25 protein-coding genes and 2 pseudogenes are annotated in these 26,083 nt (G+C 72.7%); 15 read left to right on the forward strand and 12 right to left on the reverse strand.

The window, feature by feature from the left end:
- Positions 1-416: 416 nt before the first annotated feature.
- From ACGFZS_RS18675 to ACGFZS_RS18695, 5 genes are all read right to left on the reverse strand, one after another.
- Complete coding sequence (locus ACGFZS_RS18675; protein WP_393795989.1) at positions 417-2,714, reverse strand: FUSC family protein; 2,298 nt, start codon at positions 2,712-2,714, stop codon at positions 417-419.
- Positions 2,715-2,849: 135 nt separating this feature from the next.
- On the reverse strand, positions 2,850-3,620 hold the full coding sequence (locus tag ACGFZS_RS18680) for a polysaccharide deacetylase family protein (protein WP_393795990.1): 771 nt from the start codon (positions 3,618-3,620) through the stop codon (positions 2,850-2,852).
- Positions 3,621-4,054: 434 nt separating this feature from the next.
- Positions 4,055-5,119 carry an LLM class flavin-dependent oxidoreductase gene (locus tag ACGFZS_RS18685; RefSeq protein WP_393795991.1) on the reverse strand — a complete coding sequence of 355 codons (1,065 nt, stop codon included), beginning with the start codon at positions 5,117-5,119 and terminating at the stop codon, positions 4,055-4,057.
- Entirely contained in the window at positions 5,119-5,625 is a 507-nt protein-coding gene (locus ACGFZS_RS18690; protein ID WP_393795992.1) for an SRPBCC family protein, read from the reverse strand. Before ACGFZS_RS18690 ends, ACGFZS_RS18685 begins: the two co-directional genes overlap by 1 nt.
- A gap of 82 nt (positions 5,626-5,707) precedes the next feature.
- The gene (locus tag ACGFZS_RS18695; RefSeq protein ID WP_393795993.1) at positions 5,708-6,208 is read right to left on the reverse strand and encodes a winged helix-turn-helix transcriptional regulator; all 501 of its coding nucleotides are present in this window, start codon (positions 6,206-6,208) and stop codon (positions 5,708-5,710) included.
- A gap of 171 nt (positions 6,209-6,379) precedes the next feature.
- Between ACGFZS_RS18695 and ACGFZS_RS18700 the strand changes: the two genes are divergently transcribed.
- Positions 6,380-7,078: an SDR family oxidoreductase gene (locus ACGFZS_RS18700; protein WP_393795994.1), complete on the forward strand. Its 699-nt coding sequence runs from the start codon at positions 6,380-6,382 to the stop codon at positions 7,076-7,078.
- A 53-nt stretch (positions 7,079-7,131) separates the two neighbouring features.
- A complete protein-coding gene (gene lpdA, locus ACGFZS_RS18705) occupies positions 7,132-8,529 on the forward strand; it encodes a dihydrolipoyl dehydrogenase (RefSeq protein WP_393795995.1) in 1,398 nt (465 codons plus the stop codon).
- An 18-nt stretch (positions 8,530-8,547) separates the two neighbouring features.
- Here lpdA and ACGFZS_RS18710 read toward each other — a convergent pair whose 3' ends face one another.
- Complete coding sequence (locus ACGFZS_RS18710; protein ID WP_393795996.1) at positions 8,548-8,976, reverse strand: VOC family protein; 429 nt, start codon at positions 8,974-8,976, stop codon at positions 8,548-8,550.
- 153 nt (positions 8,977-9,129) lie between these two features.
- A pseudogene (locus tag ACGFZS_RS18715) lies at positions 9,130-9,407 on the reverse strand (winged helix-turn-helix transcriptional regulator); the annotation flags it as partial.
- A gap of 14 nt (positions 9,408-9,421) precedes the next feature.
- Here ACGFZS_RS18715 and ACGFZS_RS18720 point away from each other — a divergent pair.
- From ACGFZS_RS18720 to ACGFZS_RS18730, 3 genes are all read left to right on the forward strand, one after another.
- Entirely contained in the window at positions 9,422-10,684 is a 1,263-nt protein-coding gene (locus ACGFZS_RS18720; protein WP_393795997.1) for a DNA alkylation repair protein, read from the forward strand.
- A gap of 102 nt (positions 10,685-10,786) precedes the next feature.
- Entirely contained in the window at positions 10,787-11,137 is a 351-nt protein-coding gene (locus ACGFZS_RS18725; RefSeq protein ID WP_393795998.1) for an ArsR/SmtB family transcription factor, read from the forward strand.
- 142 nt (positions 11,138-11,279) lie between these two features.
- Positions 11,280-12,287, forward strand: coding sequence for a zinc-dependent alcohol dehydrogenase family protein (locus ACGFZS_RS18730; protein ID WP_393795999.1), 1,008 nt, complete (start codon positions 11,280-11,282; stop codon positions 12,285-12,287).
- 43 nt (positions 12,288-12,330) lie between these two features.
- On the opposite strand, the gene ACGFZS_RS18735 is transcribed toward ACGFZS_RS18730, so the two are convergent.
- Entirely contained in the window at positions 12,331-12,963 is a 633-nt protein-coding gene (locus ACGFZS_RS18735; RefSeq protein WP_393796000.1) for a TetR/AcrR family transcriptional regulator, read from the reverse strand.
- Positions 12,964-13,060: 97 nt separating this feature from the next.
- The gene (locus ACGFZS_RS18740) at positions 13,061-13,573 is read right to left on the reverse strand and encodes a MarR family transcriptional regulator (protein ID WP_359222751.1); all 513 of its coding nucleotides are present in this window, start codon (positions 13,571-13,573) and stop codon (positions 13,061-13,063) included.
- Between the two features lie 61 nt (positions 13,574-13,634).
- Between ACGFZS_RS18740 and ACGFZS_RS18745 the strand changes: the two genes are divergently transcribed.
- The 3 genes from ACGFZS_RS18745 (at position 13,635) to ACGFZS_RS18755 (ending at position 17,538) form a co-directional block, all read left to right on the forward strand.
- A complete protein-coding gene (locus ACGFZS_RS18745; protein ID WP_393796001.1) occupies positions 13,635-14,936 on the forward strand; it encodes a multidrug effflux MFS transporter in 1,302 nt (433 codons plus the stop codon).
- A 235-nt stretch (positions 14,937-15,171) separates the two neighbouring features.
- Complete coding sequence (locus ACGFZS_RS18750; protein ID WP_393796002.1) at positions 15,172-15,618, forward strand: hypothetical protein; 447 nt, start codon at positions 15,172-15,174, stop codon at positions 15,616-15,618.
- A gap of 9 nt (positions 15,619-15,627) precedes the next feature.
- The gene (locus tag ACGFZS_RS18755; RefSeq protein ID WP_393796003.1) at positions 15,628-17,538 is read left to right on the forward strand and encodes a M64 family metallopeptidase; all 1,911 of its coding nucleotides are present in this window, start codon (positions 15,628-15,630) and stop codon (positions 17,536-17,538) included.
- A gap of 50 nt (positions 17,539-17,588) precedes the next feature.
- On the opposite strand, the gene ACGFZS_RS18760 is transcribed toward ACGFZS_RS18755, so the two are convergent.
- Positions 17,589-19,076 carry a subtype B tannase gene (locus ACGFZS_RS18760; RefSeq protein WP_393796004.1) on the reverse strand — a complete coding sequence of 496 codons (1,488 nt, stop codon included), beginning with the start codon at positions 19,074-19,076 and terminating at the stop codon, positions 17,589-17,591.
- Between the two features lie 251 nt (positions 19,077-19,327).
- Between ACGFZS_RS18760 and ACGFZS_RS18765 the strand changes: the two genes are divergently transcribed.
- Together ACGFZS_RS18765 and ACGFZS_RS18770 are read left to right on the forward strand one after the other, a co-directional pair.
- Entirely contained in the window at positions 19,328-21,058 is a 1,731-nt protein-coding gene (locus ACGFZS_RS18765) for a SulP family inorganic anion transporter (RefSeq protein WP_393796005.1), read from the forward strand.
- Positions 21,059-21,149: 91 nt separating this feature from the next.
- On the forward strand, positions 21,150-21,500 hold the full coding sequence (locus ACGFZS_RS18770; protein ID WP_393796034.1) for an ArsR/SmtB family transcription factor: 351 nt from the start codon (positions 21,150-21,152) through the stop codon (positions 21,498-21,500).
- A gap of 47 nt (positions 21,501-21,547) precedes the next feature.
- On the opposite strand, the gene ACGFZS_RS18775 is transcribed toward ACGFZS_RS18770, so the two are convergent.
- Positions 21,548-21,886, reverse strand: a complete 339-nt coding sequence (locus ACGFZS_RS18775) for a metalloregulator ArsR/SmtB family transcription factor (RefSeq protein WP_365678482.1) — start codon at positions 21,884-21,886, stop codon at positions 21,548-21,550.
- A gap of 5 nt (positions 21,887-21,891) precedes the next feature.
- A complete protein-coding gene (locus ACGFZS_RS18780) occupies positions 21,892-22,074 on the reverse strand; it encodes a hypothetical protein (RefSeq protein WP_365678480.1) in 183 nt (60 codons plus the stop codon).
- A gap of 144 nt (positions 22,075-22,218) precedes the next feature.
- On the opposite strand from ACGFZS_RS18780, the gene ACGFZS_RS18785 reads away from it, so the two are divergent.
- The 5 genes and pseudogenes from ACGFZS_RS18785 to ACGFZS_RS18805 all read left to right on the forward strand — a co-directional run.
- A complete protein-coding gene (locus ACGFZS_RS18785; protein ID WP_393796006.1) occupies positions 22,219-23,043 on the forward strand; it encodes a hypothetical protein in 825 nt (274 codons plus the stop codon).
- A 90-nt stretch (positions 23,044-23,133) separates the two neighbouring features.
- Positions 23,134-23,556 (forward strand): BlaI/MecI/CopY family transcriptional regulator, encoded by a 423-nt coding sequence (locus ACGFZS_RS18790; protein WP_393796007.1) that lies wholly within the window; start codon positions 23,134-23,136, stop codon positions 23,554-23,556.
- Between the two features lie 4 nt (positions 23,557-23,560).
- Positions 23,561-24,580, forward strand: coding sequence for a M56 family metallopeptidase (locus ACGFZS_RS18795; RefSeq protein WP_393796008.1), 1,020 nt, complete (start codon positions 23,561-23,563; stop codon positions 24,578-24,580).
- Positions 24,581-24,596: 16 nt separating this feature from the next.
- Positions 24,597-25,037 carry a hypothetical protein gene (locus ACGFZS_RS18800; RefSeq protein ID WP_393796009.1) on the forward strand — a complete coding sequence of 147 codons (441 nt, stop codon included), beginning with the start codon at positions 24,597-24,599 and terminating at the stop codon, positions 25,035-25,037.
- A gap of 549 nt (positions 25,038-25,586) precedes the next feature.
- Positions 25,587-26,083: pseudogene (locus ACGFZS_RS18805) on the forward strand (UDP-N-acetylglucosamine--N-acetylglucosamine transferase); the annotation flags it as partial.

A 26,083-nucleotide genomic window follows, 5' to 3' on the forward strand; every position in this document is an offset into this window, starting at 1 on the left:
CGGAGGCCCGTTGAGGACGGCCGTCGGGCGGGGGCGGTGGCGCGGCGACCGGACTCGGGGCGGGTGCCTGGAGGGTCGTTGCGGGTGACTGTCGAGCGGAGGTGCGGCGGGGCCGGGGCCGGGTGGGTGCTCGGAGCTGTTGTGGGGGGTCGGTGGGCGATGGCGCGGCGTGCGAGTCCGGTCGGCTGTCGTTGGTGGGCGGTGGTGCGGTGAGGGTCGCGGGTGGGTGTCGGGAGGGGTGTTGCGGGTGGTCACCGGGCGATGGCGCGGCGTCCGGGTCCGGTGGGGTGTTCGGAGCCGTTGTGGGTGAGTGGTGCCGGGTGGGGTGGCGGGAGGGCTTCTGCGGGCGGCCGGCGGGCAGGGGTGTGGTGGGCGTGGCTAGGTGGGCGGGTGCCGGGACCGCGGGTCCGGTGTTCTCAGTTGGTGCGGGTCTTGCGGGGCCAGGTGTGGTGGGCGTGGGCCTGGGCTCGGGCGGCGTCGGCGAGGCCGGGTTGGAGGCGGCGGGCGGCGTCGACGTGGTCGTCGGTCCAGATGACGCGGACGGCGACGGGGGTGGCGCGGCCCTGTGCGTCGCTGAGTTCGGTGCGGACGGACTCGACGAGTCGCGTGGCGCCCTCGGGCCAGAGCGGGACGACGTCGGGGACGGCCGAACGGCCGCCGAGGCTGGCGGCGAACTCGTGGTACCAGCCGGTGACCTGGGCCGCCGTCCCGAGGACCGCACGGTGGGCGTCGGTCCGGACCGCCTGGACCCGGGCCCGGTCCTCGCCCTGCCACAGGGAGACGACCGCGTCGCCGGCCAGGCGCAGCCCGACGACCCCGGTGACCAGGGTGGTCGTACAGGCCAGCGACAGCGGCTTGGCGCCGCGTTCGGCCAGGTAGCTGCGGAACGCGTCGTCGAGGCGGCGGGCGGAGGCCGCCGCCTCGCGGCCCTGCGGATCGGGGTCCACGGGACGGTGGTGGCCGAGGGCGTAGTCGACGGCGCCGCCGAGGTAACCCGCGCTGTCGTGATACGCGTCGGCGAGCGCCTTGTGGACGGCGGCCCGGGCGCCGCGCGGCCAGAAGAACACGGCGACGAGGACGCTGACCCCGCACCCCAGCGCGATGTCCTGGACGCGCAGCAGGGCGATGTGCCAGCTGGGGTCCTGGCCGATGTTGAACAGCACCACCAGCGTCACGGTGAACGCGGCCTGTCCGGCGGCGAAGGAGACGGCGGCGGGCGCGATGCCGGCGAAGAGGATGGCCACGGGGAGCACGAACCACAGCGCGGTGCCGTGGTGGCCGATCAGATGCAGCAGCGCGGCTCCGACCACGGAACCCGCCACCGTCCCCAGCACCGCGCGGACGGCGTTCTGCCCGGTGCTGAGCGCGTTGGAGCGCAGCACGGACAGGGTGCCCAGCAGGACCCAGAAGGAGTGCCCCACGCCGGTCACCCCGGCCAGGTACACGGCGATGCCCAGACCGACGGCGCCGCGCAGACTGTTGTGCAGCCACACCGAGTCCGGTCGGAGATGGGTGGCGGCCCGTTCCCGCGCGGCGGCCAGCGGCGCGGCCAGCGCGCCCGGCTCATGTCCGAGGAGCCGCTCGGGCCAGCTGCGCTGCCAGGCGGTGGCCGCCGTGTCGACGTTGGAGGCGATCTGCAGCACGGCGAAGCCGATCTCCTGGGCGCGGAAGGACACGTCGAGCGTGGCGATGAACCCGTAGACCTCCGCCGTACTGGTGCCGCCCGGGTGCTCGGCCGGCACCTGGACGGTGGAGCTGTGCTCCATCCCGGCCAGCGCCGCCCGCAGCCCCTCGACGCGAGCCCGCAGCGGGCCGGTGTCGCCGTTCAGGTCCGTCAGCAGGTCGCAGGCGGCCTCCAGGACACGGGCGGCGGCGCGCCGCACGGTGTGCGCGGCCGGATCGCAGCCCGGGGGCTCGTCCGTGTAGTCGGACCGGTCGACGAGGACCGCGCACAGCCAGGTGAGCTCGTCCACCAGCCGGACCAGGGCACGGGAGCTCGCGGACAGGCCGGTGGGGCGGTAGGGGGTGGCGTCGAAGACGCCCCGCAGGTCCGCCCGGCTCCCGGCGGTACGCTCCGCCGCCGCCCGGCACCGGTCGGCGTCGGACCCCGGCCCGTCCGGGCCCGGCAGGGAGGCCCGGGCGCGCAGATACCCGGCGGCCGCACGGCAGACGGCCGCCGCCGGGGCACTGAGCGGGTCGGCGACGGGACGCGGCCACAGCAGGGCGACGGCCGGGAGCGCCACCGCCGCCGCCAGGCCCGCGCCCGCGAGACGTTCGGGCAGCTGGGACAGGGGCACCGGGGCGCTGACGGGCAGCACGAAGGCCAGCAGGAGCGCCGTCGCGCTGCCCGCCAGGACCGAGCTGACCACGCCCGCGAAGAGGATCGCGAAACCCACCACGACCGTGCTCAGCACGGCGAGCCACAGCTGCCCGGCCGCCAGCGTCCCGGCACAGATCAGCACCAGCCACGCCACCGCGAGCGCCGCCTGGGCCCGCAGCCGTTCCACCATCGGGCCGGAGTAGTCGACCAGCAGCAGCATCGAGAACGACCCGAACGCGGCGTAGCCCGCCATCGTCGGGGAGCGGAGCACCTCCGTGCACAGGGCGAACAGGGCGGGCATCACCAGCGCCGTGCGCGCCGCCCGCCGGGTCGCCGCCAGGTCCGGGTCCCTGTCGCGCAGCCACGTCACCCAGCGTGCTGCCCGCCCCGACATGGACACCTCCGGCTGGGCCCAGGGCAGCCGGCCCCGCCGCCGCGCCGCGCACACCACCCATATGCGGCCACCGCCGGGCCGTCCGCAACATTTGCCGGGGCGGGCGGCGCCCCGGGCGGGAGGCGCGCCCCGCGCTCAGCGCACCGGGAAGCCGAAGGAGTAGCCCTGCTCCTTCAGCCACGGCAGCACCTCGCGCAGCGCCGCCACGGTCTCGGAGCGGTCGCCGCCGGCGTCGTGGAAGAGGACGGTCGGGCCGTTGGACATCTCGTCCTTGACGGTGGCGACGACGGTCTCCGTGCCGGGGCGTTCGAAGTCCTTCGAGTCGACGTTCCAGCCCAGCGGGCGCATGCCGTGGGCGGCGGCGAGCTTGCGGCTGTACGGGGTGAAGGCGCCGCCCGGGGCCCGGTAGTAGAGCGGTCGTACGCCCCCGGACGCCTTGGTGATCATGCGTTCCGCGTCGAGGATCTGCTGGGACTGGTAGGCCTCGGACTTCTTGTCCATGGTGACGTCGTGCGACACCGTGTGGTCGCAGAGCCGGTGCCCGGCCGCGACCACCGCCTTGACCAGGTCCGGGTGCGCCTCGGCCTGCGGGCCGATCATGCAGAACGTGGCCTTGACGCCGTACTCCTTGAGGACCTGGAGCACCTGGGGCGTCCAGACCGGGTCCGGGCCGTCGTCGATGGTGATGTTCACGCCCCGGGCGCCCCGGTCCGAGGCGTGCGCGATCTCCACCGACACGGGGGCCGCCTTGGGAGCGGTGCGGTGCGCCGGGGTCCCGGCTCCCGACCGGGTGTCGACGGGACCGGCCTGCGCGGTCCACAGCGAGGCGGCCACGGCCACCCCCGTGACCCCGAGCGCCGCCGCGGCCATCTGGCCGTACCATCCCCGTCCACCGTGCCGCGCCATGTCCGCCCCGATCCTTCTCGTTCTGTCGATCTCGTGCACCCGTCAGGACGGGTGGCAGCGGGTGTCGGCTCCGTCCGTTACCGATCACGGACAATTCCGCGAGAGTTCTGCGACAGAAGCTCCGCGTACCTCTAACGCGCCGCCGGGCGATCGGTGTTGGCGGTGGCGGTGGCGGTGGCGGAAGGATACGGATCGGCCCGGGTGCCCCAGCCCGGGGTTCGCCCGCCCCCACCCGGCATCACCGGCGAGGGCCGGCGGGAGCGGCCGGCGGCGCACATGAGGAGATCGCGGCCGCCGTCGCCCGGCCGTGGACGTGAGGTCAACCGGCACGCGTCGTCCGAGGCGAGGAAGCCCACGATGCCGGCCACGTCCTCCGGCTGCCCGGCCTGGCCCGGTCAGGTGCTGCCACCGGGCGTCGGGAGACGGAGGAATCCTCAGGTGCCGTCGGCTCGGTCGAGGTCGTGGACCAGTTCGATGGCGCGGCCCAGCGTGTTCAGCCGCTCCTCCGGTGTCTCTCCGGCCGGGTAGAGGCGGACGGTGTCCACGCCCGCGTCGTGCCAGACGGCGAGCCGGTCGCGCACCATGGCCTCGGTGCCGATCAGCGTCGTACCGAGCACCATCTCGTCGGTGACCAGGGCGGCGGCGCCGTCGCGGTCGCCGGACTGCCAGCGGTCGCGCACCTCGGCGGCGACCTCGGCCCACCCCTGGCGGCTGTAGGCGTTGTTGTAGAAGTTGGTGGACGCCGAGCCCATCCCGCCGAGGCTGAAGGCCAGTTCCTTCTTGCGTCCGGCGACCATCGCGCCGAGCGCCTCCTCGTCGGCGGCGAAGGCGACCTCGGCGCCCTGGCAGACGTCCAGGTCCGCGCGGGTACGACCGCTGCGGGCGAGGCCCTCGTCGAGGTGGGCGAAGTAGGCGTCGGCGGCGCCCTCGGGCACGAAGCTGGTGCCCAGCCAGCCGTCGGCGACCGCACCGGTCAGCCGGAGCATCGCGGGGGAGAGGGCGGCCAGGTAGACGGGGATCTCGTGCTCGGCGCGCATCGACAGCCGCATCGGTACGGCCTCGCCGCCCGGCAGCGGGAGGGTGAACTCCTCGCCGGAGTAGGCGAGTCGGCCGCCCTCGACCACCCGCCGCACGATCTCCACCGTCTCGCGCATGCGCCGCAGCGGCCGGGCGAAGGGGACACCGTGCAGCCCCTCGATCACCTGCGGGCCGGAGGCGCCGAGACCGAGCAGGAACCGACCGCCGGACAGGTTGGAGAGCGTGATGGCCGTCTGGGCCACGGCCGTCGGGGTCCGGGTGCCCAGTTGGATGACGCCCGAGCCGAGCAGCATCCGGTCGGTGAGCGCCGCGTAGTACCCGAGTGCCGAGGGCGCGTCCGAGCCCCAGGCCTCGGCGACCCAGCAGACGTCCAGGCCCAGCTTCTCCGCCTCGACGACGAAGTCGGCCTGCCGGGACCAGTGTGCGCCGCCCGAGGCCTCGATCGTGGTGGCCGTCCGCATCACGCCTCCGCCCGCCGCTTGATCTGCGCCAGGGTGGCGGTGATGCTCCGCTCGAACTCCCGCAGCCGTACGAACACGATCTTCTGCTCCTTCTCCGGCATCCGGTCGATCGCCGCCGACAGCCCCGAGCGCCCCGGACCCAGCTGCATCCACTGCGCCAGTTCGGTCCCGCCGTCCTCGGGCCGCAGCCGGAACCGCCAGACCGCGGAGGGCTCGGCGGGGTCCTGCACGGCCCAGGCGAGGACCGCCTCCGGGACGTACTCGATCACGTGGGAGGTGGTCTCCCAGGTGCCGAACGCCTCGTGCTCGCTGCGCCCGACGAACCTGGCCCCCACCGCCGGCCCCGCGGCCCCGTCCAGCCAGGCGACGGACCGGAGTTCCTCGCTCATGTCCGGCATCAGCTCGATATCGCTGACCAGCGCCCACACCGTGGCCGGTGGGGCGTCGATCCAGGTCCGTACCTCGACCGTCGGTCTGTCCGCGTAGCGTGCGCCCGTCCACTCCAAGGCTGTCGGCCTCCTTGCCGTCAGGGATCTGACCTCCAGAGTTGCGATATGAGACTCACCCTGTCAAGAGGGAGCGCCCCGCTCAGTCGGTGCCGAACCGCCGGCGCACGTCCGGCCGCAGCCTGAGCCGCTCGGGGTAGCCGGGCCCCATCCGCATCGAGGTCTCCTCGGACCGCAACGGCGTCCGGCACTGGGCGCAGACGACCTCGGGCGTGGTGTCGTGGCCGCAGGCCTCGTGATGGAACACCACCGGGACGCCCTGCTCCCCGGCCAGCCACCGGTCGCCCCACGCGGACATCGCGGCGAGCACCGCGAACAGGTCCCGCCCCTTCTCCGTGAGGACGTAGTCGTAGCGCGGCGGCTCCGCCTCGTACAGCCGCTTCTCCAGGATCCGGTCGTCCACCAGCCGGCGCAGCCGGTCGGTCAACGTGTTGCGGGCGATGCCCAGTTCCTGCTGGAACTCGTCGAAGCGACGGATCCCGTAGAACGCTTCCCGCACCACCAGCGGCGTCCAGTGGTCACCCAGCAGATCGACGGTCCGTGCGATGGAGCACGGCCACTTGGCGAACGACGTCCGTTTCATGGTCCTTACGATAGCGAGTCTCGGTATGAAACCCAGCTGACGGTGGCCACGCATGGACAGCGGTGCCCAGCGCGCTTTCACTGGTCATGACGGGTTCCTTCGAGGAGGCCGCGTACGGCGAAGGACATGAACCCGAGGACGGCGGCGAACCGCGGAACGAGGTGTCCGACGATGAAGATCGAGGGATCGGTCGCGCTGGTGACCGGAGCGAACCGGGGGATCGGGCTGGCGTTCTGCCGCGCCCTGCTGGCCCGGGGCGCAGCCAAGGTGTACGCGGGCGTCCGCCGGCCGGAGGACTTCGCCGAGCCCGGGCTGGAACCGCTGCGTCTCGACGTCACCGACCACGACCAGGTCGCGGCCGCCGCCCGGACGGCGTCCGACGCGACCGTCGTGATCAACAACGCGGGCATCCAGGCCGGGCCCGGCCTGCTGGAGGGCCCCCTGGACGGCGCCCGGCACGAGCTGGAGGTCAACTATCTGGGCACCTGGGCCGTCTCGCGGGCCTTCGCGCCGGTACTCGCCGCGCATGGCGGCGGCGCCCTGGTGAACATGCTGTCCGTGGCGTCGTGGCGCTCCACCGAGCGGTTCCCCAGCTACGCCGCGTCCAAGTCGGCGCAGTGGTCGCTGACCAACGCGCTGCGGGTCGCCCTGCGGGAGCAGGGCACGCTGGTGGTCGGCGTGCACGTCGGCTGGGTGGAGACCGACGCCACCGTGCGGGTCGACGAGCCGAAGACGGACCCCGCCGAGGTGGCCGCGCGGACCATGGACGCGATCGAGCACGACGAGCCGGAGGTGCTCGTCGACGAGACGGCCCGCCGGGTGCGGGCCGCCCTGTCCGGGCCGCTGGATCTCCTCTACCCGACCGCCTGATCGTGCGACGGTGGAGTGAGCAGATCGACCCGACACCACGGTGAGGTGGAGACATGCACACCGATTTCGACGTCGTCGTCCTGGGCGCCGGGCCGGGCGGCTATGTGGCCGCGGTCCGCGCCGCCCAGCTGGGCCTGCGCACCGCCATCGTGGAGGGCCGCTTCTGGGGTGGTGTCTGCCTGAACATCGGCTGCATCCCGGCGAAGGCACTGCTGCGCAACGCCGAGGTGGCCCAGCTGATCCTGCACGACGCGGAGAAGTTCGGCGTGAAGATCAGCGGGGAGGTGAGCCTGGACTACCGCGCCGCCTACGAGCGCAGCCGGGTGGTGGCCGACGGACGCGTCAAGGGCGTCGGCTATCTCATGCGCAAGAACAAGATCGAGCAGTTCGAGGGGCAGGGCACCTTCCTCGACCCGAACACCCTGCAGGTGCGCATGCGGGACGGCGAGACGACGCTCTCCTTCCGCTCCTGCATCATCGCGACCGGCTCCACGGTGAAGCTGCTGCCGGGGACCACCCTGGGCCGGCGCGTGGTCACCTACGAGGAGCAGATCCTCTCCGACAGCCTCCCGGCGAGCCTGGTCATCGCGGGCGCGGGCGCCATCGGCGTCGAGTTCGCCTACCTGCTGCGGTCGTACGGTGTCGACGTCACCCTCGTGGAGTTCCTGGACCGGATCGCACCACTGGAGGACGAGGAGGTCTCGGCGGAACTCACCCGGCGGTTCAAGCGCCAGGGCATCAAGATCCTGACCTCCACCGCCGTGCAGTCCATCGAGGAGACCCCGGACAACGTCCGCGTCACCGTCCGGCAGGGCGGCACCGAGCAGGTGCTGGAGGCGGAGAAGATCCTGCAGGCCACCGGCTTCCAGCCGCGCACCGCCGGTTACGGGCTGAACAGCACCGGGGTCCGGCTCACCGAACGCGGGGCCATCGACGTCGACGGGCGCTGCCGCACCAGCCGGCCGCACATCTACGCCATCGGCGATGTCACGGCGAAGCTGATGCTCGCGCACACCGCCGAGGCCATGGGTATCGTCGCCGCCGAGTCCATCGCGGGCGCGGAGACCATGGAACTCGACTACCGGATGATCCCGCGTGCCACGTTCTGCCAGCCCCAGATCGCCAGCTTCGGCTGGACCGAGGCCGAGGCGCGCGCCCAGGGCTTCGACGTCCGCGTGGCCAAGTTCCCCTTCACGGCCAACGCCAAGGCGCACGGCCTCGGCGACACCGTCGGGTTCGTGAAACTCCTCAGCGACGCGCGGCACGGGGAGCTGATCGGCGGCCACATGATCGGGCCGGACGTGACCGAACTGCTCCCCGAGCTGACGCTGGCGCAGCAGTGGGATCTCACGGCGTACGAACTCGCCAGGAACGTCCACGCCCATCCGACCCTGAGCGAGGCGGTCCAGGACGCCCTGCACGGACTCGCCGGACACATGATCAACCTCTGACGCGCGCCCGGGGAACCCCTAGGGGCGGACGTAGGGCCGGGTCATGATCTCCATGTTGTGGCCGTCGGGGTCCTCGAAGTAGGCGCCGCGACCGCCGAACAGGCCGTTGGTGCGGCCGGGTTCGGTGTGGTGGGGGTCCGCGTAGTAGGTGACGCGGGCCGCCTCCAGCCGGGCGATCATCCCGTCGAACCCCTCCTCGGGCACGAGGAAGGCGTAGTGCTGGGACTGGATCGGCTCGTCCCGCTTCTCGTAGTAGTCGAGCGTGACGCCGTTGCCGAGGTCGACGGGGAGGAAGGGCCCGAACGGGGTGCCGACCCGCAGGCCCAGGACGGCGGCGAGGAACTCGGCCGACCGGTGCCGGTCGGTGGCGTAGATGTTGGTGTGGTCCAGCCGGACGGCGGCCGACGGCCGCTCGGACGCGGGCAGGTGTGACTGAGCAGAGGGCAAGGATGTCTCCGGTCTCGGGATGCGCGGGAAGAGGGCGCCGCCTGCGGGCGCCGGGGCGAGGACGCGGAGGGGGACGGCGGGCCTCTGGCCCGCCCCGTGCTCACGCCGAGGCCGGGAACCTCATCTGTGTGTGGCCCATGGCCGACCCGGCAGTCACCCGACCGACCCTAGTGCCGACTGCCCGCCGGGGCAACGGAGTTGTCCGGCGTACCGCGTACCGGCTGCCGACGAGGCTCTGCCCGGCCGGCGGACGCCGGAGCGCGCGTCGACGAGGATCATCGACCGCTCCTCCGCGATGAGTTGCCGGTTGCCCGGGCCGCCGGGGCGACGATCACCGGCCGCGGGGAGCGCCCGCGCTCGGTGAGGACGTACTCGTGGCCCACCGGGTTGGTCCGATAGAGCCGCCGCTCCGGCAGGCCGTCGGTCAGCAGCCCGGCATCGAGGTGTGTCCTCGCGCCGGCTCGCCAGGGCCAAGGCCGTGGTCACCCGGTTCACCGAGGCGCGGCCGCGCTACGGTGACGTCGTCGTGACCGCTGGAGCCGACGGTGAGTACGGCAGGAGCGGCCGGCCGACCCCCGCCGAACCAGCGTCTCCTGGAGGAACCGTGCCCACCGCCGACGAGCTGATCAGCCCGGACAGCATCCGCCGTCTGGCCGTCGTGCTCCGGGAGGCCGCTCCCGGAGCGTCACGCTGGCAGGCCGTCGCGGAGAGCGTGGCCGTCCTCGGCCCGCTGGGCCTCAGCGAGCGGGCGCGGACGGTCGGCGACTCCCTCCTCGCCGACTGCGGCCAGGACTACGAGCTGCTCGCCCGGTCGGTACGGCAGGCCCTGGCCCGTGCCGATCTGGCGGGCTGGATGATCTGGCCGGTCACCGAGGCCGTGGCCACCGGCGCCACCACGTCCGGCACCCGTCGGCACTTCGCCGACGGCCTGGACCTGCTCGCCCTGCTCACACCCCGTCTGACCGGAGAGTTCGCGCTCCGCACCTTCCTCAACGCGGACCTGGATCGCACCCTGGCGACGGCGCTCGCCTGGACCGGGTCCCCGGACCCGGCCGTCCGGCGGCTGGCGACCGAGGGCAGCCGCCCCAGACTCCCCTGGGCCCGGCAGGTCCCCGAACTCAACCGCAACCCCGGAGTCACGGTCCCGGTGCTGGACCGACTGCACACCGACCCCTCGCAGGACGTGCGCCGCTCGGTGGCGAACCACCTCAACGACATCTCCCGCCTGGACGCCGCACTGGCCGCCGGGACCGCCGCCCGCTGGCTGCGGGACCCGGAGCCGACCACCCCGGCCCTGGTGCGGCACGCGATGCGCACCCTCGTCAAACAGGGCGAGCCGGCCGCCCTGGAGCTGGTCGGCTTCCACGGCGGCCGGGAGGACCTGGAGGTGGTGGGGCCGCTGCTGACGGAGACCGACGTCCCGATGGGCGGCGATCTCGTCTTCACCGGGCGCATCACGAACGTCTCGGACCGGCCGGTCTCCCTGGCCGTCGACTACGTCGTCCACCACCTCAAGGCGAACGGGAAACTGGCGCCCAAGGTGTTCAAGCTCGCCAAGCGCGAACTGGCCCCCGGCGCCTCTGCCGACGTGACGCGCAGCCATTCCTTCCGCCCCGTCACCACGCGCGTCTACTACCCGGGGACACACGCCCTGCAGCTCCAGGTCAACGGCCACCGCTTCGGCATGACGGACTTCCGGCTCGGGTGACCGGACCGACCGAGCCGCCGGGAATGATCTTGGGGTCGGCGGTGGTTTCGATGGCGGTCGTACTATGACGTGACCGTCCATGAGCCGCCCCGAGGAGTCACCGTGGCCCGCCCCCGCACCAGTACCCGCACCGTGGCGCACCCCGAGCTGTCGGAGGTCTCGCTTCAGCAGGTGCTGGAGGCGCTGGTGGATCCGGTACGGCGACGGGTGGCGGCGCAGCTCGCCCGCGCCGGGGAGGACATGAGCTGCGGGACGTTCGACGCGCCGGTGTCGAACTCCACCCTGACGCACCACTTCAACGTGCTGCGCGAGGCCGGGGTGATCCGGCAGTACTACGTCGGGACGACCAAGATGAACACCCTCCGCGCCGACGAGCTGGAACAGCGGTTCCCCGGCCTGCTGTCGGCCGTGCTGGCCGCCTCGGCCGCGGAGGAAGCGGCGAGCGCGGTCTGAGCGGGAGGGCGGGCAGTTATTTCGATGGCGCTCGAAATTTGACGGCTATCGAACTTTGGGGCAGGGTGGGTGTCACCACCGAGCGCATTCGGTGTGTTTCCCCCGGATCGTCACAGATCCCTGCTTCGAGGACGGATGCACCATGGCACGAGTCGTACAGTTCGACCGGACCGGCGGTCCCGAGGTCCTGACCCTCCGCGATGTCGAGGTCGGCGCGCCCGGCGCGGGCGAGGTCCGGATCCGCGTCGATGCCATCGGTCTGAACCGTGCCGAGATCATGTTCCGCGAGGGCGGCTACTTCTACGAGCCGGTCTTCCCCTCCCTGCTCGGCTACGAGGCCGCCGGTGTCGTCGAGGCCGTCGGCCCGGGTGTGGCGGGTCTCGCCGAGGGCGATCCGGTCGCGGTCGTACCGCAGTTCCTGCAGACCGACTACGGCACCTACGGCGACCGGGTCCTCGTCCCCGCCTCGGCGGTCGTGCCCCGCCCCGCGGAGGTCGACCCGGTCCTGGCGGCGGCCGTGTGGATGGCCTACGTCACCGCGTACGGCCCGCTCGTCGAGAGCGGCCGGGTGCGGCCCGGCGACCACGTCCTGATCACGGCCGCCTCCAGCAGCGTCGGACTCGCCGCCGTCCAGATCGCCCGCCACATCGGCGCGATCCCGATCGCCACCACGCGCGGCCCCGGCAAGAAGCAGCGCCTCCTGGACGCCGGTGCCGCCGAGGTGATCGTCACCGACGAGGAGGACCTGCCCGCCCGCCTCAAGGAGATCACCGGCGGCGAGGGCGTCCGGCTGGCCTTCGACCCGGTCGCGGGACCCGGCGTGGAGACCCTCGCCCAGGGCATCGCCCCGGGCGGCTTCCTGGTGGTCTACGGCGCCCTCGACCCGCGCCCCACCCCGCTGCCCAACGCCCAGTCCTTCCCGGCGCTGACCAGCAGCACGTACACCCTCTTCGAGATCACCACGGACCCCGAGCGCCTGCGCCGCGCGGTCGCCTTCGTCAATGCGGGGCTCGGCTCCGGCGCCTTCACTCCGGTCGTCGACCGCACCTTCGACCTCACGGACATCGTCGAGGCCCACCGCTACATGGCGGCCAACGAGCAGGTCGGCAAGATCGTCGTCACCGTCACCCACGGCGGCACCGCCGCCTGAGCGGGCGACGGGCCGCGAGCGGGGTGCGGAGGTGTGACCGTCGTCAGGGCCTCGCGGGTGGGGCCAGCCGGGCGGCGGCGTCGTAGATGAGCCGGGCGTGCAGTTCGAACAGGGTCACCAGGTCGACGGAGTCGCCGTTGACCTCCCGGTGCACGAACAGGCCGTCGGCGCCGGCCACCGCGTAGGTGGTCAGGGTCTGTATGTCGTCCTCGGCCAGGGTGGGGAAGAGGCCGGCGACGACCTCGGCGACCCGCTGCTGGGCGACCGCGCGGACCTGGAGGAAGACCGTACGGCCGCGGGGCTCGGAGGGCCGGCGCTCCAGCGCCAGCATCAGGCCGAGGCGCAGGAAGTCCGGCTCGGCGACGAGGGACCTGGCCACGTTCGCCGCCATCAGGGCGACCCGTTCCTGCGGGGTCCCGGCCTCCTCGCCCGGCAGGGTGACGGCCGCGAGCCAGGTCTCGAAGCTGCGCTCGATGACGGCGGCGATCAGGTCGTCCTTGTCCTTGAAGTGCCAGTAGATCGAGCTGGCGGGCAGGCCGCACTTGGCGCTGACGGCCGCGATCGAGGTGCCGTCGTAGCCGCGCTCGCCGGCGATCTCCACCGTGGCGTCGAGGATGCGCCGGCGCGACTCCACCCCGTTCGCCCGCTTCCTGCGTGCCGTCTGCGGCCCGGTCATCTCTGGTGTGCCTCTCGGGGGTTCTCGGCGGCCCGAACGCAGGCCGCCTCCGAAGTGTCCACCCTAATTGGAACACCTCCTACAGGAGGAGCCCGGATCAGCCCTGGCCCACGCGCGACTCCATGGCCTCCACCAGCCGGTGCAGCGCCCTGGTCACGCCCTCCCGGTCCTCGCCCAGACCGGCCAGCAGCCCCACCTCCACGGAGAGCTGCCGGGGAAAGAGCTCGTCGACCGCCGCCGCGCCCGCCTCGGTGATGGTGACCAGGGCGGCGCGCCGGTCGGCCGGGTTGGGGGTACGGGTGATGAAGCCGCGTTTCTCCAGCTTGCCGAGGGTCTTGCTGACACCGGCCCGGGACAGGCCCAGCCGCTCGGCGAGGCTGCGGGCGATGAACGGCTCGGTCGCGTGCCGGAGCGGGATCAGCATGTCGACCTCGGGCGAGGTGAGGGCGGCACCGGCGTAGAGGTGTTCCACGGCGCGGTTGAGCAGGCCGGTGGCGTGCTTGAGCAGGCCGACCAGCTCCATGGGGCTGGTGTCCAGGCCCGGGTTGTGGGCGGCCCACAGGGTGCCGACGTCGGAGGCCGAGGGGCTGGCGGAGGCGGGGGAGGGCATGCGGCTCGTCTTCTCGCTCTTCGTGTTTGTTAGCCAGTGAACTATCGGTTACCTTTATTGCATGGTAGCTCCGTCATCCTCGCGCAACCGCGCCGACGCCGTCCCCGACACCGCCGGACCTGCGCCTTCGGGCCGTACGGCCACTGCCCTCATCGCCGTGCTCGGCGCGCTGACCGCCGTCGCCCCGCTCGCGACGGACATGTACGTCCCTGGCTTCCCCGCGCTGGGGGAGGCGCTCGGCGCGAGCAGCTCGGCCGTGCAGCTGACGATGACGGCGTTCCTCGCCGGACTCGTCGTCGGCCAGCTGGTCATCGGCCCGCTCAGCGACGGGCTTGGCCGGCGCCGGCTGCTGACCGCCGGGGCGGCCGGGTTCGTCCTCTTCTCCGTCGCCTGCGCCGCCGCTCCGAACATCGCCGCCCTGACCGGCGCCCGCTTCCTGCAGGGCGTGGCCGGTGCGGCGGGCATGGTGCTGGCCAGGGCGGTCCTCACCGACCGCTGCCACGGACCCGAACTGCCCCGCTACTTCGCGGTGCTGTCCCAGGTGATCGGCGTGGCACCGGTCGCCGCGCCGGTGCTCGGCGGGGCCGTGCTGTCCGTCTCCACCTGGCGGACGGTGTTCGCCGTGCTGGCCGTGCTCGGGGTGCTGCTCCTGCTCGCCGTGGTGCGGGCGGTGCCCGAGTCGCTGCCACCCGAGCGACGGCACGGCGGCGGGCTCGGCGGCAGCCTCCGGGCCATGGGCACCCTGCTCGCAGACCGCGCCTTCATGGGCTACGTCCTGGTCGTCGCCCTCGTCTCGGCCGCGCTGTTCACCTACATCAGCGGCTCCAGCTTCGTCTTCGAGAACCTCCACGGAGTCTCCTCGACGACGTACTCCCTCATCTTCGCCACCAACGCCCTCGCCATGCTGGCCGCCGGGGCGGCCTTCGCCCGGCTCGCCGGCCGGGGCGTCCGCCTCAACACCCTGCTGTCGGCCGGGGTCGGCACCGCCCTGCTGGGCGCACTGGCGCAGGTGCTGCTGGTGACGACCGCGGGCGAGACCCTCGCGGGCACCTGGGCCACCCTGTTCGTGACCGCCGGCGGCATCGGCCTGGTCTTCCCGAGCGCGATGAGCATCGGCCAGGCGGTGGGCCGTACGGCACCGGGCGCGGCCTCCGCGCTCCTCGGCGGTTTCCAGTTCTTCTTCGGAGCCCTGGCCGCACCCCTGGTCGGGGTGTTCGGCGAGGACAGCTCCCTGCCGATGGCGGCCGTCATGCTGATCGCGCTGGTGGCGGCGGGGCTGGCGCTCGTGGGCCTGGCCCGGCCCTGGCTGGGCCGCGGCGAGCCGCTCACGGCGGTGCCCGCGCCGCGGGAGGCGCACGGCTGACGGATCGCCGGGAGGTGTCCCGCCCGGCCTGCCCTGTCGAAGGACTCCGGCCTCGCGGTTCCGCCTTCCGTCCCGCACGCCTGTCGGATGCGCTGGGCCCGTTGGGTGAGCCCCGGTTAGACGGGACAGGGCGCTCGGATGCGAGTTCCTTGCCGCGCCCGCGCGTCGGCCTTGCCGGGCCCTTCGCCGACCGGGTACATCTCCGGACATCGCAGTCTCCGGGGGAGGAATCGCCATGGCAGGCCCGCAACAGACACCCACCACCCGAGCCGTGCGGCTGATCTTCGAGTACGAGGGCGACTCGGTGACCCTCGTCTCCCAGCAGCCGGTCGACGCGGTCATCAGCGGCTTCGACGCCCATCCCGAGGTACGGCCGGGCAATTTCGTGGAGACGCGGGACGAGAAGGGGCAGCGCCTCGCCCGGGTTCCCGCGCGCGGCGCCTTCCGGGAGAGCGCGGAGGTCTTCCCGGAGGACCACTCGGAGCCCATCACCCGGGTCGACGTGGAGGCGCGCGGTGCCTTCACCGTGCTGCTTCCCGCACCGGACGAGGCCGTCCAGGTCGCCGTGGTCCGTGCCGCGCCGGCGGCCCCCGACGCCCGGCTCGCTCCAGGAGGCGCGACCAGTCCGCCTCCCGGGGCGACGGAGGACGTCGACCTCGCCACCTTCCGGCTCGAGCGGTAGGGGGCCGGGATGACCACGTCCGACGGGACGGTCCAGGGCCGTACCCAGATCTTCGGGTCCGCGCCGCGCAACCGGGCCTTCACCATCGTCCTGCTGGGCGACGGATTCACCGCCGCGCAGCAGACCGACTTCAACACCGCCTGCAAGGACTTCGTCAACGCGCTGACCGCCACCGCGCCCTACGACGAACTCGGGCCCGCGATCAACATCTGGCGGGTCAACGTCACCTCCACCGACTCGGGCGCCGACGACCCGGTCGCCGCGGGCGGCAGCGGCGCGACGGCCCGCACCTACTTCGACTCGACGTTCGGCGCGAACGGCATCCGGCGGCTGCTGGTGTGCAACAGCTCGACGGTGCTCCAGACGGCCGCGGCCCAGGTACCGGAGTTCTCCGCCGCGATCGTCGTGGTCAACTCCACGGTCTACGGCGGCAGCGGCGGTTCGGTCGGCACGTACTCCCTCGCGAGCGGCGCGACCGAGATCGCCATCCACGAGGCCGGACACACGGCGTACGGGCTCGCGGACGAGTACCCCTACTACGCGGGCGGCAACGAGACCGGGCACGACCACCATCCGGCGGGGGAGCCCGGCGAGCCGAACGTCACGCTGAACACCAACCGCACCACCCTGAAGTGGGGTTGGGCGGTCGCCGCGAGCACCGCCCTGCCCACGATGAGCAACCCGAACTGCTCGACGGTCGATGCGCGGGCCAGCACGGTGCCCGCCGGGACCGTCGGCGCCTTCGAGGGCGCGCACTACTACCACTGCGGTGCCTACCGGCCCGAATACACCTGCAAGATGCGCGAGTTGGGCGTCCCGTTCTGCCGGGTGTGCCGACAGGTGATCTGGAACCGGATCGGCCCGCTCGCGACGCTTCCGGCCCGCGACCGCACGCCGATCAGTGTCGTCGCCCGCTACCCCGAGCACCTCGACGTCTTCGCCGCGGCGGCGGACGGCCGCACCATGTCCAACTGGTGGGACGCGAGCAGCGGTTGGGCGGGGTGGTTCCAGGTCTCCGGGGGCTTCGCCTCTCCCGGCGGCACGGGCGCGCCGATCACCTCGGTCGCACGGTACGCCGGTCACCTCGACCTGTTCGTCGTCGGCACCGACAACCGGATCTGGAGCACCTGGTGGGACCGGTCGACCGGCTGGGCGGGCTGGTTCCAGGTCGGCAGCCTGGTCGCGCGTCCCGGTTCGACGGTCAACGTGGTCAGCCGGTACGCCGACCATCTGGACCTGTTCACCACGGCGTCCGACGGCCGGACCATGTCCACGTGGTGGGATGCGCGGACCGGCTGGGCGGCCGACTGGTTCCAGATCGGCGGCGGGGTCGCGGCGAACGGCGCCACGGTCACGGCCGTGGCCCGCTACCCCTTCCACCTCGACGTCTTCACGGTGGGCACGGACAACCGCGTCTACAGCGCCTGGTGGGACGAGCGCACCGGCTGGTCGGCGTGGTTCCCGCTGCCGGGCGTCGGCTGCCGGCCCGACTCCACCGTCACGGCCGTCTCCCGCCACCGTGACCACCTGGACCTGTTCACCACGGCCTCCGACGGAAAGATCATGTCGACGTGGTGGGACGCGCGCGGCGGCTGGGCGGGCTGGTTCCAGGTGTCCGGGGGTGTCGCCTCGGCGGGTTCGCCGGTCACCGCCGTGGTGCGCTACACGAACCACATGGACCTGTTCGTCGTCGGCACCGACAACCGGATCTACTCGACGTGGTGGCACGACACCACCGGCTGGGCCGCCTGGTTCAACGTGTCCGGCGGTGTCGCCAGGCCCGGCAGCCAGATCGCGGCACTGACCCGGATCACCGAGCACCTGGACCTGTTCGCGGTCGGCACGGACGGAACCGTGTACAGCACCTGGTGGGACGCGACCGGCGGCTGGGCCGGATGGTTCCAGCTCGGCATCACCTGACCCACTGAGGGGGCATCCGCCGCGGCGGATGCCCCCTCGGCCGCGGGGCGTCAGCCGGTGTAGCCGGTCACCTCGCCGATCCAGGTGATGAAGTCGGCCGGGTCCTCGTCGGCGCCGTGCGCGCCGTCCCAGTACATGGCGGCGTCGACGGTGTCCCCGAGGTTCTCCAGGCTCAGGGCCAGGTTGCCGACGATCGTGAGCGCGGTGTCGCTGTCCGAGGTGCCGGTGCGGATCCACCAGTACTTGGCCCGGTCGTCGTTGCCCTCGCCGATGAAGTACATCGGGTTCATCATCTCCAGCTTGGCGGGGATGTCGCTGTCGAGCGATGTGCCGCCGCTGCCGGAGGTGTCGTGCTCCAGGCCGTAGTCGGTGAAGTGCCGGGCCTCGGTGGTGTCGAGGCCGAACAGGTTGTTCTCGCCCGCCGACAGGTCGAAGGCGTCGAAGGCCGGAAGGCTCTTGGTGCGGGTCCCCACATGGTCGAGGTAGTCGGCCCAGGTGAACGTGGCCGACGAACCGTCCCAGGTGATGAACGTGTTGGAGGACAGGTAGGAGGTCCGCTCGGAGTCCGACAGGTCCGTCAGGTAGCTGGTGGCGGCCGGTTCGAGGTAGGTCGCCAGCAGGTAGTCGGCGAAGTTGTCCGTGGTGATGGTGCCGTAGCCGTCCGCCGTCAGGCCGAGCGAGGACTGGTACGTCTCGAACAGGGCGATCAGCTCGGCGGACTCGGTCTGGTCGACCTCCGAGCCACCGCTGGTCTCGTTGGTGCCCCAGTTCCACTCGTAGGCGCCGTCGGCGTTCTCCAGGTCGGTGATGGGGCACCAGGCGCCGGTCGCGTAGATCACGTCGTCGGCGTCGGCGGCACCGAGCTCGCTCAGGTAGTCGTCGTACAGCGAGCTGCCGCCGGAGGCCCCGAGCAGGGCCGACAGGGCGCCGCCGGCGCTGGTGCCGGCCGTGACGATCCTGTCGGTGTCGCCGGGGATGGTGCCCGCGTTGTACCGCACGTACCGGATCGCCGCCTTGAGGTCCACGATCGCCGCGGGCGCGGTGCCGTAGTAGTCGCCGTCGGAGTCCACCAGGGTCCGGCCCCGCGCGCCCGGCTCCACCGCGACGTACCCGGCCGCGATCGCCAGCTTGGCCCGGCTGCTGCTCACGCCCGTGTTGGTCGACACCGAGGACGGGAGGTAACCGCCGATCGAGTTGGAGACGAGGATCGGGGCGTCGGTGGTGTCCACGGCGGTGCCGTCGATCGACACGGGAACGCTGACGGTCAGGCTCTGGTAGGTCTCGTCCACCGGGTCGGTGACGTAGGTGATCGCGCTCCAGAAGTGGTACGTCACCTCCTTGTCGCCGTCGTCGGTGGAGATCGTGGTCGTGATCTCGGAGTACGCGTCGGGGTCGAAGGCCAGCGAGGCGGCCGACGCGGCGGCCGACGGGGTGGCGCTCAGCGCATGCGCGCTGCTCGTGATTCCGGCCGCCGGTACGGCGACGACTGCTGCGGCTAATCCCTTGATGAGGGCCCTGCGCTTCATTGCGTGTGTCATTTCCGGTCTCCTTTGACTGGATTGCCGAGCAGCGAACCTAATGAGTTGCCGACAATATCGTCAACAATTCCAGGGGTTTCATCGTCAACCCATACATGGCGTCGCGAAGCCTGAGATTCCTGAAGATCGACCGCCCCGGGCCGCCTGGAGATGAGGAATTGCGTAATTTAGCAATTGGTTAGATGCTGTGTTCGTTGTGTCTGCAGGTGTCCATGGGCACCGCCTTGCCTGTAGGGGAAGCCGAGGGGCCGATGACCACCGCATTCGGCCGGGCCTGGGTCCGGCTTGCTTCGCTGCTGCCCGGTCCGGCCGACCTCGCCGGAGTCCGCCGCGACCCGCGCCGGAACCTGCTCGCCGGTCTCACCGTGGCGATCGTCGCGCTGCCGCTCGCGCTCGGCTTCGGGGTCTCCTCGGGGCTGGGCGCCGAGGCGGGGCTGGCGACGGCCGTGGTCGCGGGCGCCGTCGCCGCGGTGTTCGGCGGGTCCGACCTGCAGGTGTCCGGCCCGACCGGTGCCATGACCGTCGTCCTCGTGCCGATCGTGGGCCGGTACGGGCCGACCGGCGTGCTCACCGTCGGACTGATGGCGGGCGTGCTGCTCGTCGGCCTGGCGGTGCTGCGGGCCGGGAAGTACATGCGGTACGTGCCCGCACCGGTCGTCGAGGGCTTCACCCTCGGCATCGCCTGTGTGATCGGCCTCCAGCAGATCCCGAACGCGCTCGGTGTGCCCAAGCCCGAGGGCGACCGCGTACTGGTGGTGACCTGGCGTGCCGTCGAGGAGTTCGCCCGGCACCCGAACCGGACGGCGGCCGGACTCGCGGTCGCGGTGGCCGCGGTCGTGCTGCTCGGGGCGCGGTGGCGGCCGGCCGTGCCGTTCTCGATCGTCGCCGTGATCGCGGCGACCGGCGTGGCCCGGCTGGCCCACCTGGACGCGGCGAGGCCGATCGGCGAGCTGCCGGCCGGGCTGCCCGCGCCGTCGCTCGCCTTCCTCGACCCCGGCTCGCTCGGCACCCTCCTCGCGCCCGCCGTGGCGGTCGCCGCGCTCGCCGCGCTGGAGTCCCTGCTGTCCGCCTCGGTCGCCGACGGCATGACGGTCGGGCAACGGCACGACCCCGACCGGGAGTTGTTCGGCCAGGGCCTCGCGAACATCGCCGCCCCGCTGTTCGGAGGGGTCCCGGCCACCGGCGCGATCGCCCGCACCGCGGTCAACGTCCGCACCGGCGCCAGCTCACGGCTCGCCGCCCTCGCCCATGCCGCCGTCCTCGCCGTGATCGTCTTCGCGGCGGCACCCGTCGTCTCACGGATCCCGCTGGCCGCCCTCGCCGGCGTCCTGCTGGCCACCGCGATCCGCATGGTGGAGGTCGGCTCGCTGAAGGCCATGGCCAGGGCCACCCGCTCGGACGCCCTCATCCTCGTCCTGACCGCGATGGCCACGCTGGCCCTGGACCTCGTGTACGCGGTGATCGTCGGGCTCGTCGTCGCGGGCGCCCTCGCCCTGCGCGCCGTGGCCAAGCAGGCCCGATTCGACCAGGTGCCGCTCGACCGGGGCGATCACAGCGCGGAGGAGCACGCGCTGCTGGCCGAGCACATCGTGGCGTACCGCATCGACGGACCGCTGTTCTTCGCCGCCGCCCACCGCTTCCTGCTGGAACTCACCGAGATCGCCGACGTCCGCGTCGTCGTCCTGCGCATGTCCCGGGTGTCGACCATGGACGCCACCGGCGCCCTCGTGCTCAAGGACGCGGTGGACAAGCTGCACCGGCGCGGCATCCTCGTGCTGGCTTCCGGCATCCGGCCCGGCCAGCGCCGGGTCCTCGACTCCCTCGGGGCGCTCGACCTGCTGTGCCACGAGGGCCGGGAGTACCCCACCACCCCCGACGCGATCCGGGCCGCCCGCGAGCACCTGGAGACGGCCGGCCTCCTGCCCGCCCGCACGCCCCGGACCTCCGGCGACCTCGGCATCCCGCCGTCCCTCCTCGAATGACCGTCCCTCCTCGAATGACCTCAGTAATTGCTAACATTGGCAATTACTGAGGTCATCACCGGAGGAGGTGGATGCGATGCACCGAGGCCAGGTGAGCACGCCGCTGTACCAGCTGAAGGCCGAGTTCTTCAAAACCCTCGGACACCCGGCCCGCATCAGGGTCCTGGAGCTGCTGAGCGAGCGCGAGCACGCGGTCGCGGAGCTGCTTCCCGAGGTGGGCATCGAGGCGGCGCACCTCTCGCAGCAACTGGCCGTGCTGCGGCGGGCGAACCTGGTGCGGACCCGCAAGGAGGGGTCCAACGTGTACTACTCGCTGGCCAGCCCGGAGCTGGCGGAACTGCTGCGGGTGGCGCGCTCGATCCTGTCGGGTGTGCTGGCGGGGCAGGCGGAGCTGCTCGCCGACCTGAAGGAGGCCCAGCCGGAGGCGAAGCCGTCGTCCTAGCGACCGTCGTCAGCCTTTCCGGCCCTTGCGTCCGGACCCGCCCTCGGTCACCGCGAAGCCTCCGTCTCCCGCAGCTCCTCCAGGAGCCCCTGCCGGCCGCTCAGCAGGTTGGCCAGGATCCGCCGCGCCGCGGCGAGCAGCTCGGCCACATCGCCGCCGGCCAGCTCGTACATCACCGTCGAACCGGTACGGGTCGCGGTCACGATGCCCGAGCGGCGCAACACCGCGAGCTGCTGGGACAGGCTCGACGGTTCGACCTCGATCGCCGCGAGCAGCTCGCGCACCGGCCTGGGGCCGTCCTGCAGCAGTTCGAGCACACGGATGCGCACCGGGTGCCCGAGCATCCGGAAGAACTCGGCCTTCGCCTCGTACAGCGGAACCGGCATCCCGATCACCCCTCGTCCGTCCCTGTCGCCTCGGTGTCCACGCCGTGCCGCCGCGCCAGCCGTATCGCGTCGTCCAGCTCGTCCTCGGCCACCGCCACCGCGTACGCGTCCGCGGCACTCAGGGCCGCCGCCAGAGCGGCACGTGCCGCGCGCACCCGGGCCAGCAGCGCCTCGGTGACCTCGTTCACGGGAACCTCCGGGCGGTGGACGGGAGTCAGGGAATGCGGCAACTGGCCAATTGAAGAAGTCTTCAACTGGTCGGCTGGATTGTAGAGGGTCGGGACCTCGGCAGTCAGGATGCGTTCAGGTGACGGGTGGCACGGTCGGTCCCCATGGCACACGAGACGTCACAGACCCCCGTGCCGGACCTGGCCGACACCGCGGCGTCCCCGGGCCGCCGGTCGCGCGGGAACAAGGTGCCCGAGGTCACCGTCTGCTTCTGGATCATCAAGGTGCTGTGCCCGACGGTCGGGGGGACCATCGCCGACCTGCTCGACCAGAAGGCCGGGCTCGGCCCGACCGGGGTGTCGGTGCTGACGAGCGCCCTGCTGGCGGTCGTCCTGGTCGTGCAGTTCCGCACCGCCGCCCACCGGGCCGGCGTGTACTGGACGGTCGTCGCGCTGATCAGCGTCGTCGCCACCCTGATCAGCGACGACCTCACCGACAGCATGGGGGTGCCGCTGGAGACCGGTACCACCGTCTTCGCGATCGTCCTCGCGGTGGTCTTCGCGGTCTGGTACCGGCGCGAGCGGACGCTGTCCCTCCACAGCATCGACACCACGGGCCGTGAATCCTTCTACTGGCTCGCCGTCCTGTGCGCGTTCGCGCTCGGTACGGCGGCCGGTGACCTGATCTCCGAGCGGATGGACTTCGGCCACTGGCTGTCCGCGGTCCTCTTCGGCCTGGTCATCGCCGCGGTCGCGCTCGCCCACTGCGCGCTCGACCTGGACGCGGTGTGGAGCTTCTGGATCGCCTACGTCCTCACCCGCCCGCTCGGCGTCTCCATCGGCGACTACCTCTCGCACCCGGCCGGCGACGGCGGCCTGGGCCTGGGCGCCGTCCTCACCGGCGCGCTGTTCCTCTCCCTCGTCCTCGCCCTGGCGGTCACCCGCAAGGACGTGGCGCAGCCGCGCCGGACCACCCGGACCGCGGCCTGAGTCCACGGTTCCCGTCCCGGCACTCGCCTCCTACGGCCCGTAGGAGGCGTCCGGGTAGGCTGTGCGCGACGACGGGAAGGAAGGCGGACGGTGGCGGACCGAGGCGGCGACGAAGCCCAGGAAGCATCCGGCAGGCGGGCACGCGGCGAACTGGAGGGCGATGTCCTCGCCGCGCTCTGGGCCGCCGACGGCCCGCAGAGCGCGCGCGAGGTCCGCGAACGGCTGCCGGGCGATCTGGCCTACACCACCGTCCTGACCATCCTGTCCCGGCTGTACGACAAGGGCATGCTCGTCCGGCACCGCGAGGGCCGCGGCTACGCCTACGAACCGACCCGGGACGAGGCGTCCCACACCGCCCGGCGGATGCACACCCTGCTGGAGGGCGGCTCCGACCGCGAGGCGGTGCTCGCCCGCTTCGTCTCGGAACTGTCCGCGCAGGACGAGCACGTGCTGCAGCAGCTGCTGTCCGGGCACGACGAGCCCGAGAACAAGCGCGGCCACGGGAAGCGGTGAGCCGGTGCGGATCAGCGTCTACGTCCCGCTCCTCGTGAGCGTCGCGCTCGCGGTGCTCGCGCCCGGCATGGCGCGCAGGCTGCCCCCGCGCCCGGCCGCCTGGGCGCTGGCCTGCGCCGCGCTGGTCACGGCCGTCGGCTGGACGGGGTCTCTGGCCCTGCTGGCCTTCTCCGGAGTGGCGCTGATTCCCGAAGTGGCCGAGGAGGGCCGCTGGTCGGTGACGGCGCTGCGGGCCCAGGACCCGGTGTACTTCGTCGTCGCGGCCGGCAGCGCGCTGCTGCTGGCCACGGGTGTCGTCGCGCTGGGGGTGGCCGCCGTACGGCAGTTCCGGCATCTGGCCTGGGCGCGGGCGGAGTGCGCGCGACTGGACGGGGACCTGGAGCTGGCCGTGATCGACGACGCGGTCCCGCTGGCCTTCGCGCTGCCCGGGGCCCCGGGCCGGATCGTGGTCTCCCGGGGCATGCTGCGCTGCCTCGGCGACCACGAGCGGGAGGCCCTGCTCGCCCATGAGCGGGCACATCTGCGCGGCCGTCACCATGTCTTCCAGAGCCTGTGGCGGCTCACGGCCGCGCTGAACCCCCTGCTGCGGCCCATGGCCGTCGCCGGTGGGTTCGTCCTCGAACGCTGGGCCGACGAGGAGGCCGCGCAGCGGGTCGGCGACCGCCGTGTCGTCGCCCACGCCGTCGGCCGCGCCGCTCTCGCGTCCGCCGGGTCGCCCCGCCCCGCCGCGCTCGCGGTGACCGGCGGAGCGGTGCCGCAGCGGGTGCGGGCCCTGCTGGCCCCACCGCCCGCCCGCCGGAGCCTCCCCCTGGTGCTGGGCGGCCTGCTGCTGGCCGTGTGCTGCTGCTGCGCGGGCCTGGCCAACGCCGCGTCCGACAGCGACCGGATGCTGGACAGCGCGCAGCGGGCGCAGTGCGCGACTCACGCCGACATCGCCGATATCGCCGACGTCGCGGGCATGCCACCGGCGGCCGACCACGGGCACGGACCGGGTCCCTGCTGTGCCGCTCACGACCACCCCTAGACGAGCGGATCCGCCCATGGGGAGGGTCGAAGAACTCTGGCGGGCCGGGGAGATGCCGTCCCGGGACGGCCTGTACCGGCCGGACGACACGGGCCTGGAATGGCATGTCGAGGGTCCGGGCGCGTACCACCCGGACGCCGGGCAGCCGGTCCCCTTCCGTGTCGGCGGGCCCTTCGACGTGGCCCGGGCCATCGAGGAGCACGGCGTCGATGGGGTCGACACCTGCTTCGAGAGCCCGCTGCCGGACGGATCGGGGTGGGTGACCGGCGGGGGCGGCGGAATGGGCAACATCGGCCACCTGGCCCGCCTCGACGCCGACCGCTCCCTGCGGTGGGTCGCCGTGATGTTCTACTCCAACCCGTTCGTCGCAGTGCGCTACGACGGCACGAGCGCCGTCTTCACCAACGACTGGGGGAACCGGATGGTGCTCGACCTCACGAGCCCGGCCCTCGGCTGACACCGGCACGACTGAAGCGGGCCGCTTCTCGCCACTGCGCCGGGTAGGGTGCCTTCATATCTACATCTTGTAGTAGGCGAAGGCGTGGCGACGCCACGGACCATACGTACGGCATGTGCCCGCCCCGGACGGTTCGCCGTGCTGGGGGCCGTGTTCACCGTGGCCCCACTCGTCCCGGGGTGGCCGGGGCGAGACCGCGTACGCCGGCCAGGTCGGCGGGCCCGCCCCGGCCGTGTGCGGTTGCTCCTGGCGCCGGCCGCCGATCCGCGTCGCGACGGCCTGCGGGTGCCGTGTGTGCTCACCGGGGGTGATCCGGCGGCCCCCGCCGTCCCGGTCGCGTTCTGTGCCGGGTGCGTTTCGGCCGGCACAGGCGGCCGCGATGTGATCGTTTCCTAAGTTCTACATCATGTAGTAGCTTCACTGTCGGCGTCACCGAGGTCGGTGTGTGGCCCGGTGCGCGCGTCGGCGCTGCCTCGGCCTGCCCGCGGTGCCGTCCGGCCCGGAGCGTGCCCGGCCGTGTCCCGTATCCCGTCAGGAGGCTGATCGACCGTGCCCCGCCGTGACGACCCGGTTCCCGAGCCGGTGCCTTCGCCGTACGCCGCAGCGCCGCAGGGCTCGACCGCGGGCCGGATCGCGATCATTTCCGCCGGTGTCGGGGCGGGACACGACGGTGCCGCGGCAGGGCTGGCCCGGCGGCTGGCCGGGCACGGGTTCGTGGTGGACCGGTACGACTTCCTGGAGTTGCTGCCCGTTCGTGCGGGCGGGCTGCTGTGCGGTACCTACCATCGCCTGCTGACCTGGATGCCCGGGGGCTATCAGTGCCTGTACACGTCCACCGATCAGGCGGCGCGCCCGGGTCTGGTGTGGCGGGCGTTGTTCCGTGCGGCCCAGCGGCGCACCCTGGCCGCGCTGGCACCGGGCACCCGGGCGGTGGTCTCGACCTACCCGGGAGCCGGCCAGGTCCTCGGCGCGCTGCGCCGGCGCGGGCTCCTGAGGGTCCCGGCCTTCACCTACCTGACGGACTTCTCCGTCCACGCGCTGTGGGT

It is taken from the genome of Streptomyces sp. NPDC048288, assembly GCF_043201555.1.
Lineage (GTDB): Bacteria > Actinomycetota > Actinomycetes > Streptomycetales > Streptomycetaceae > Streptomyces.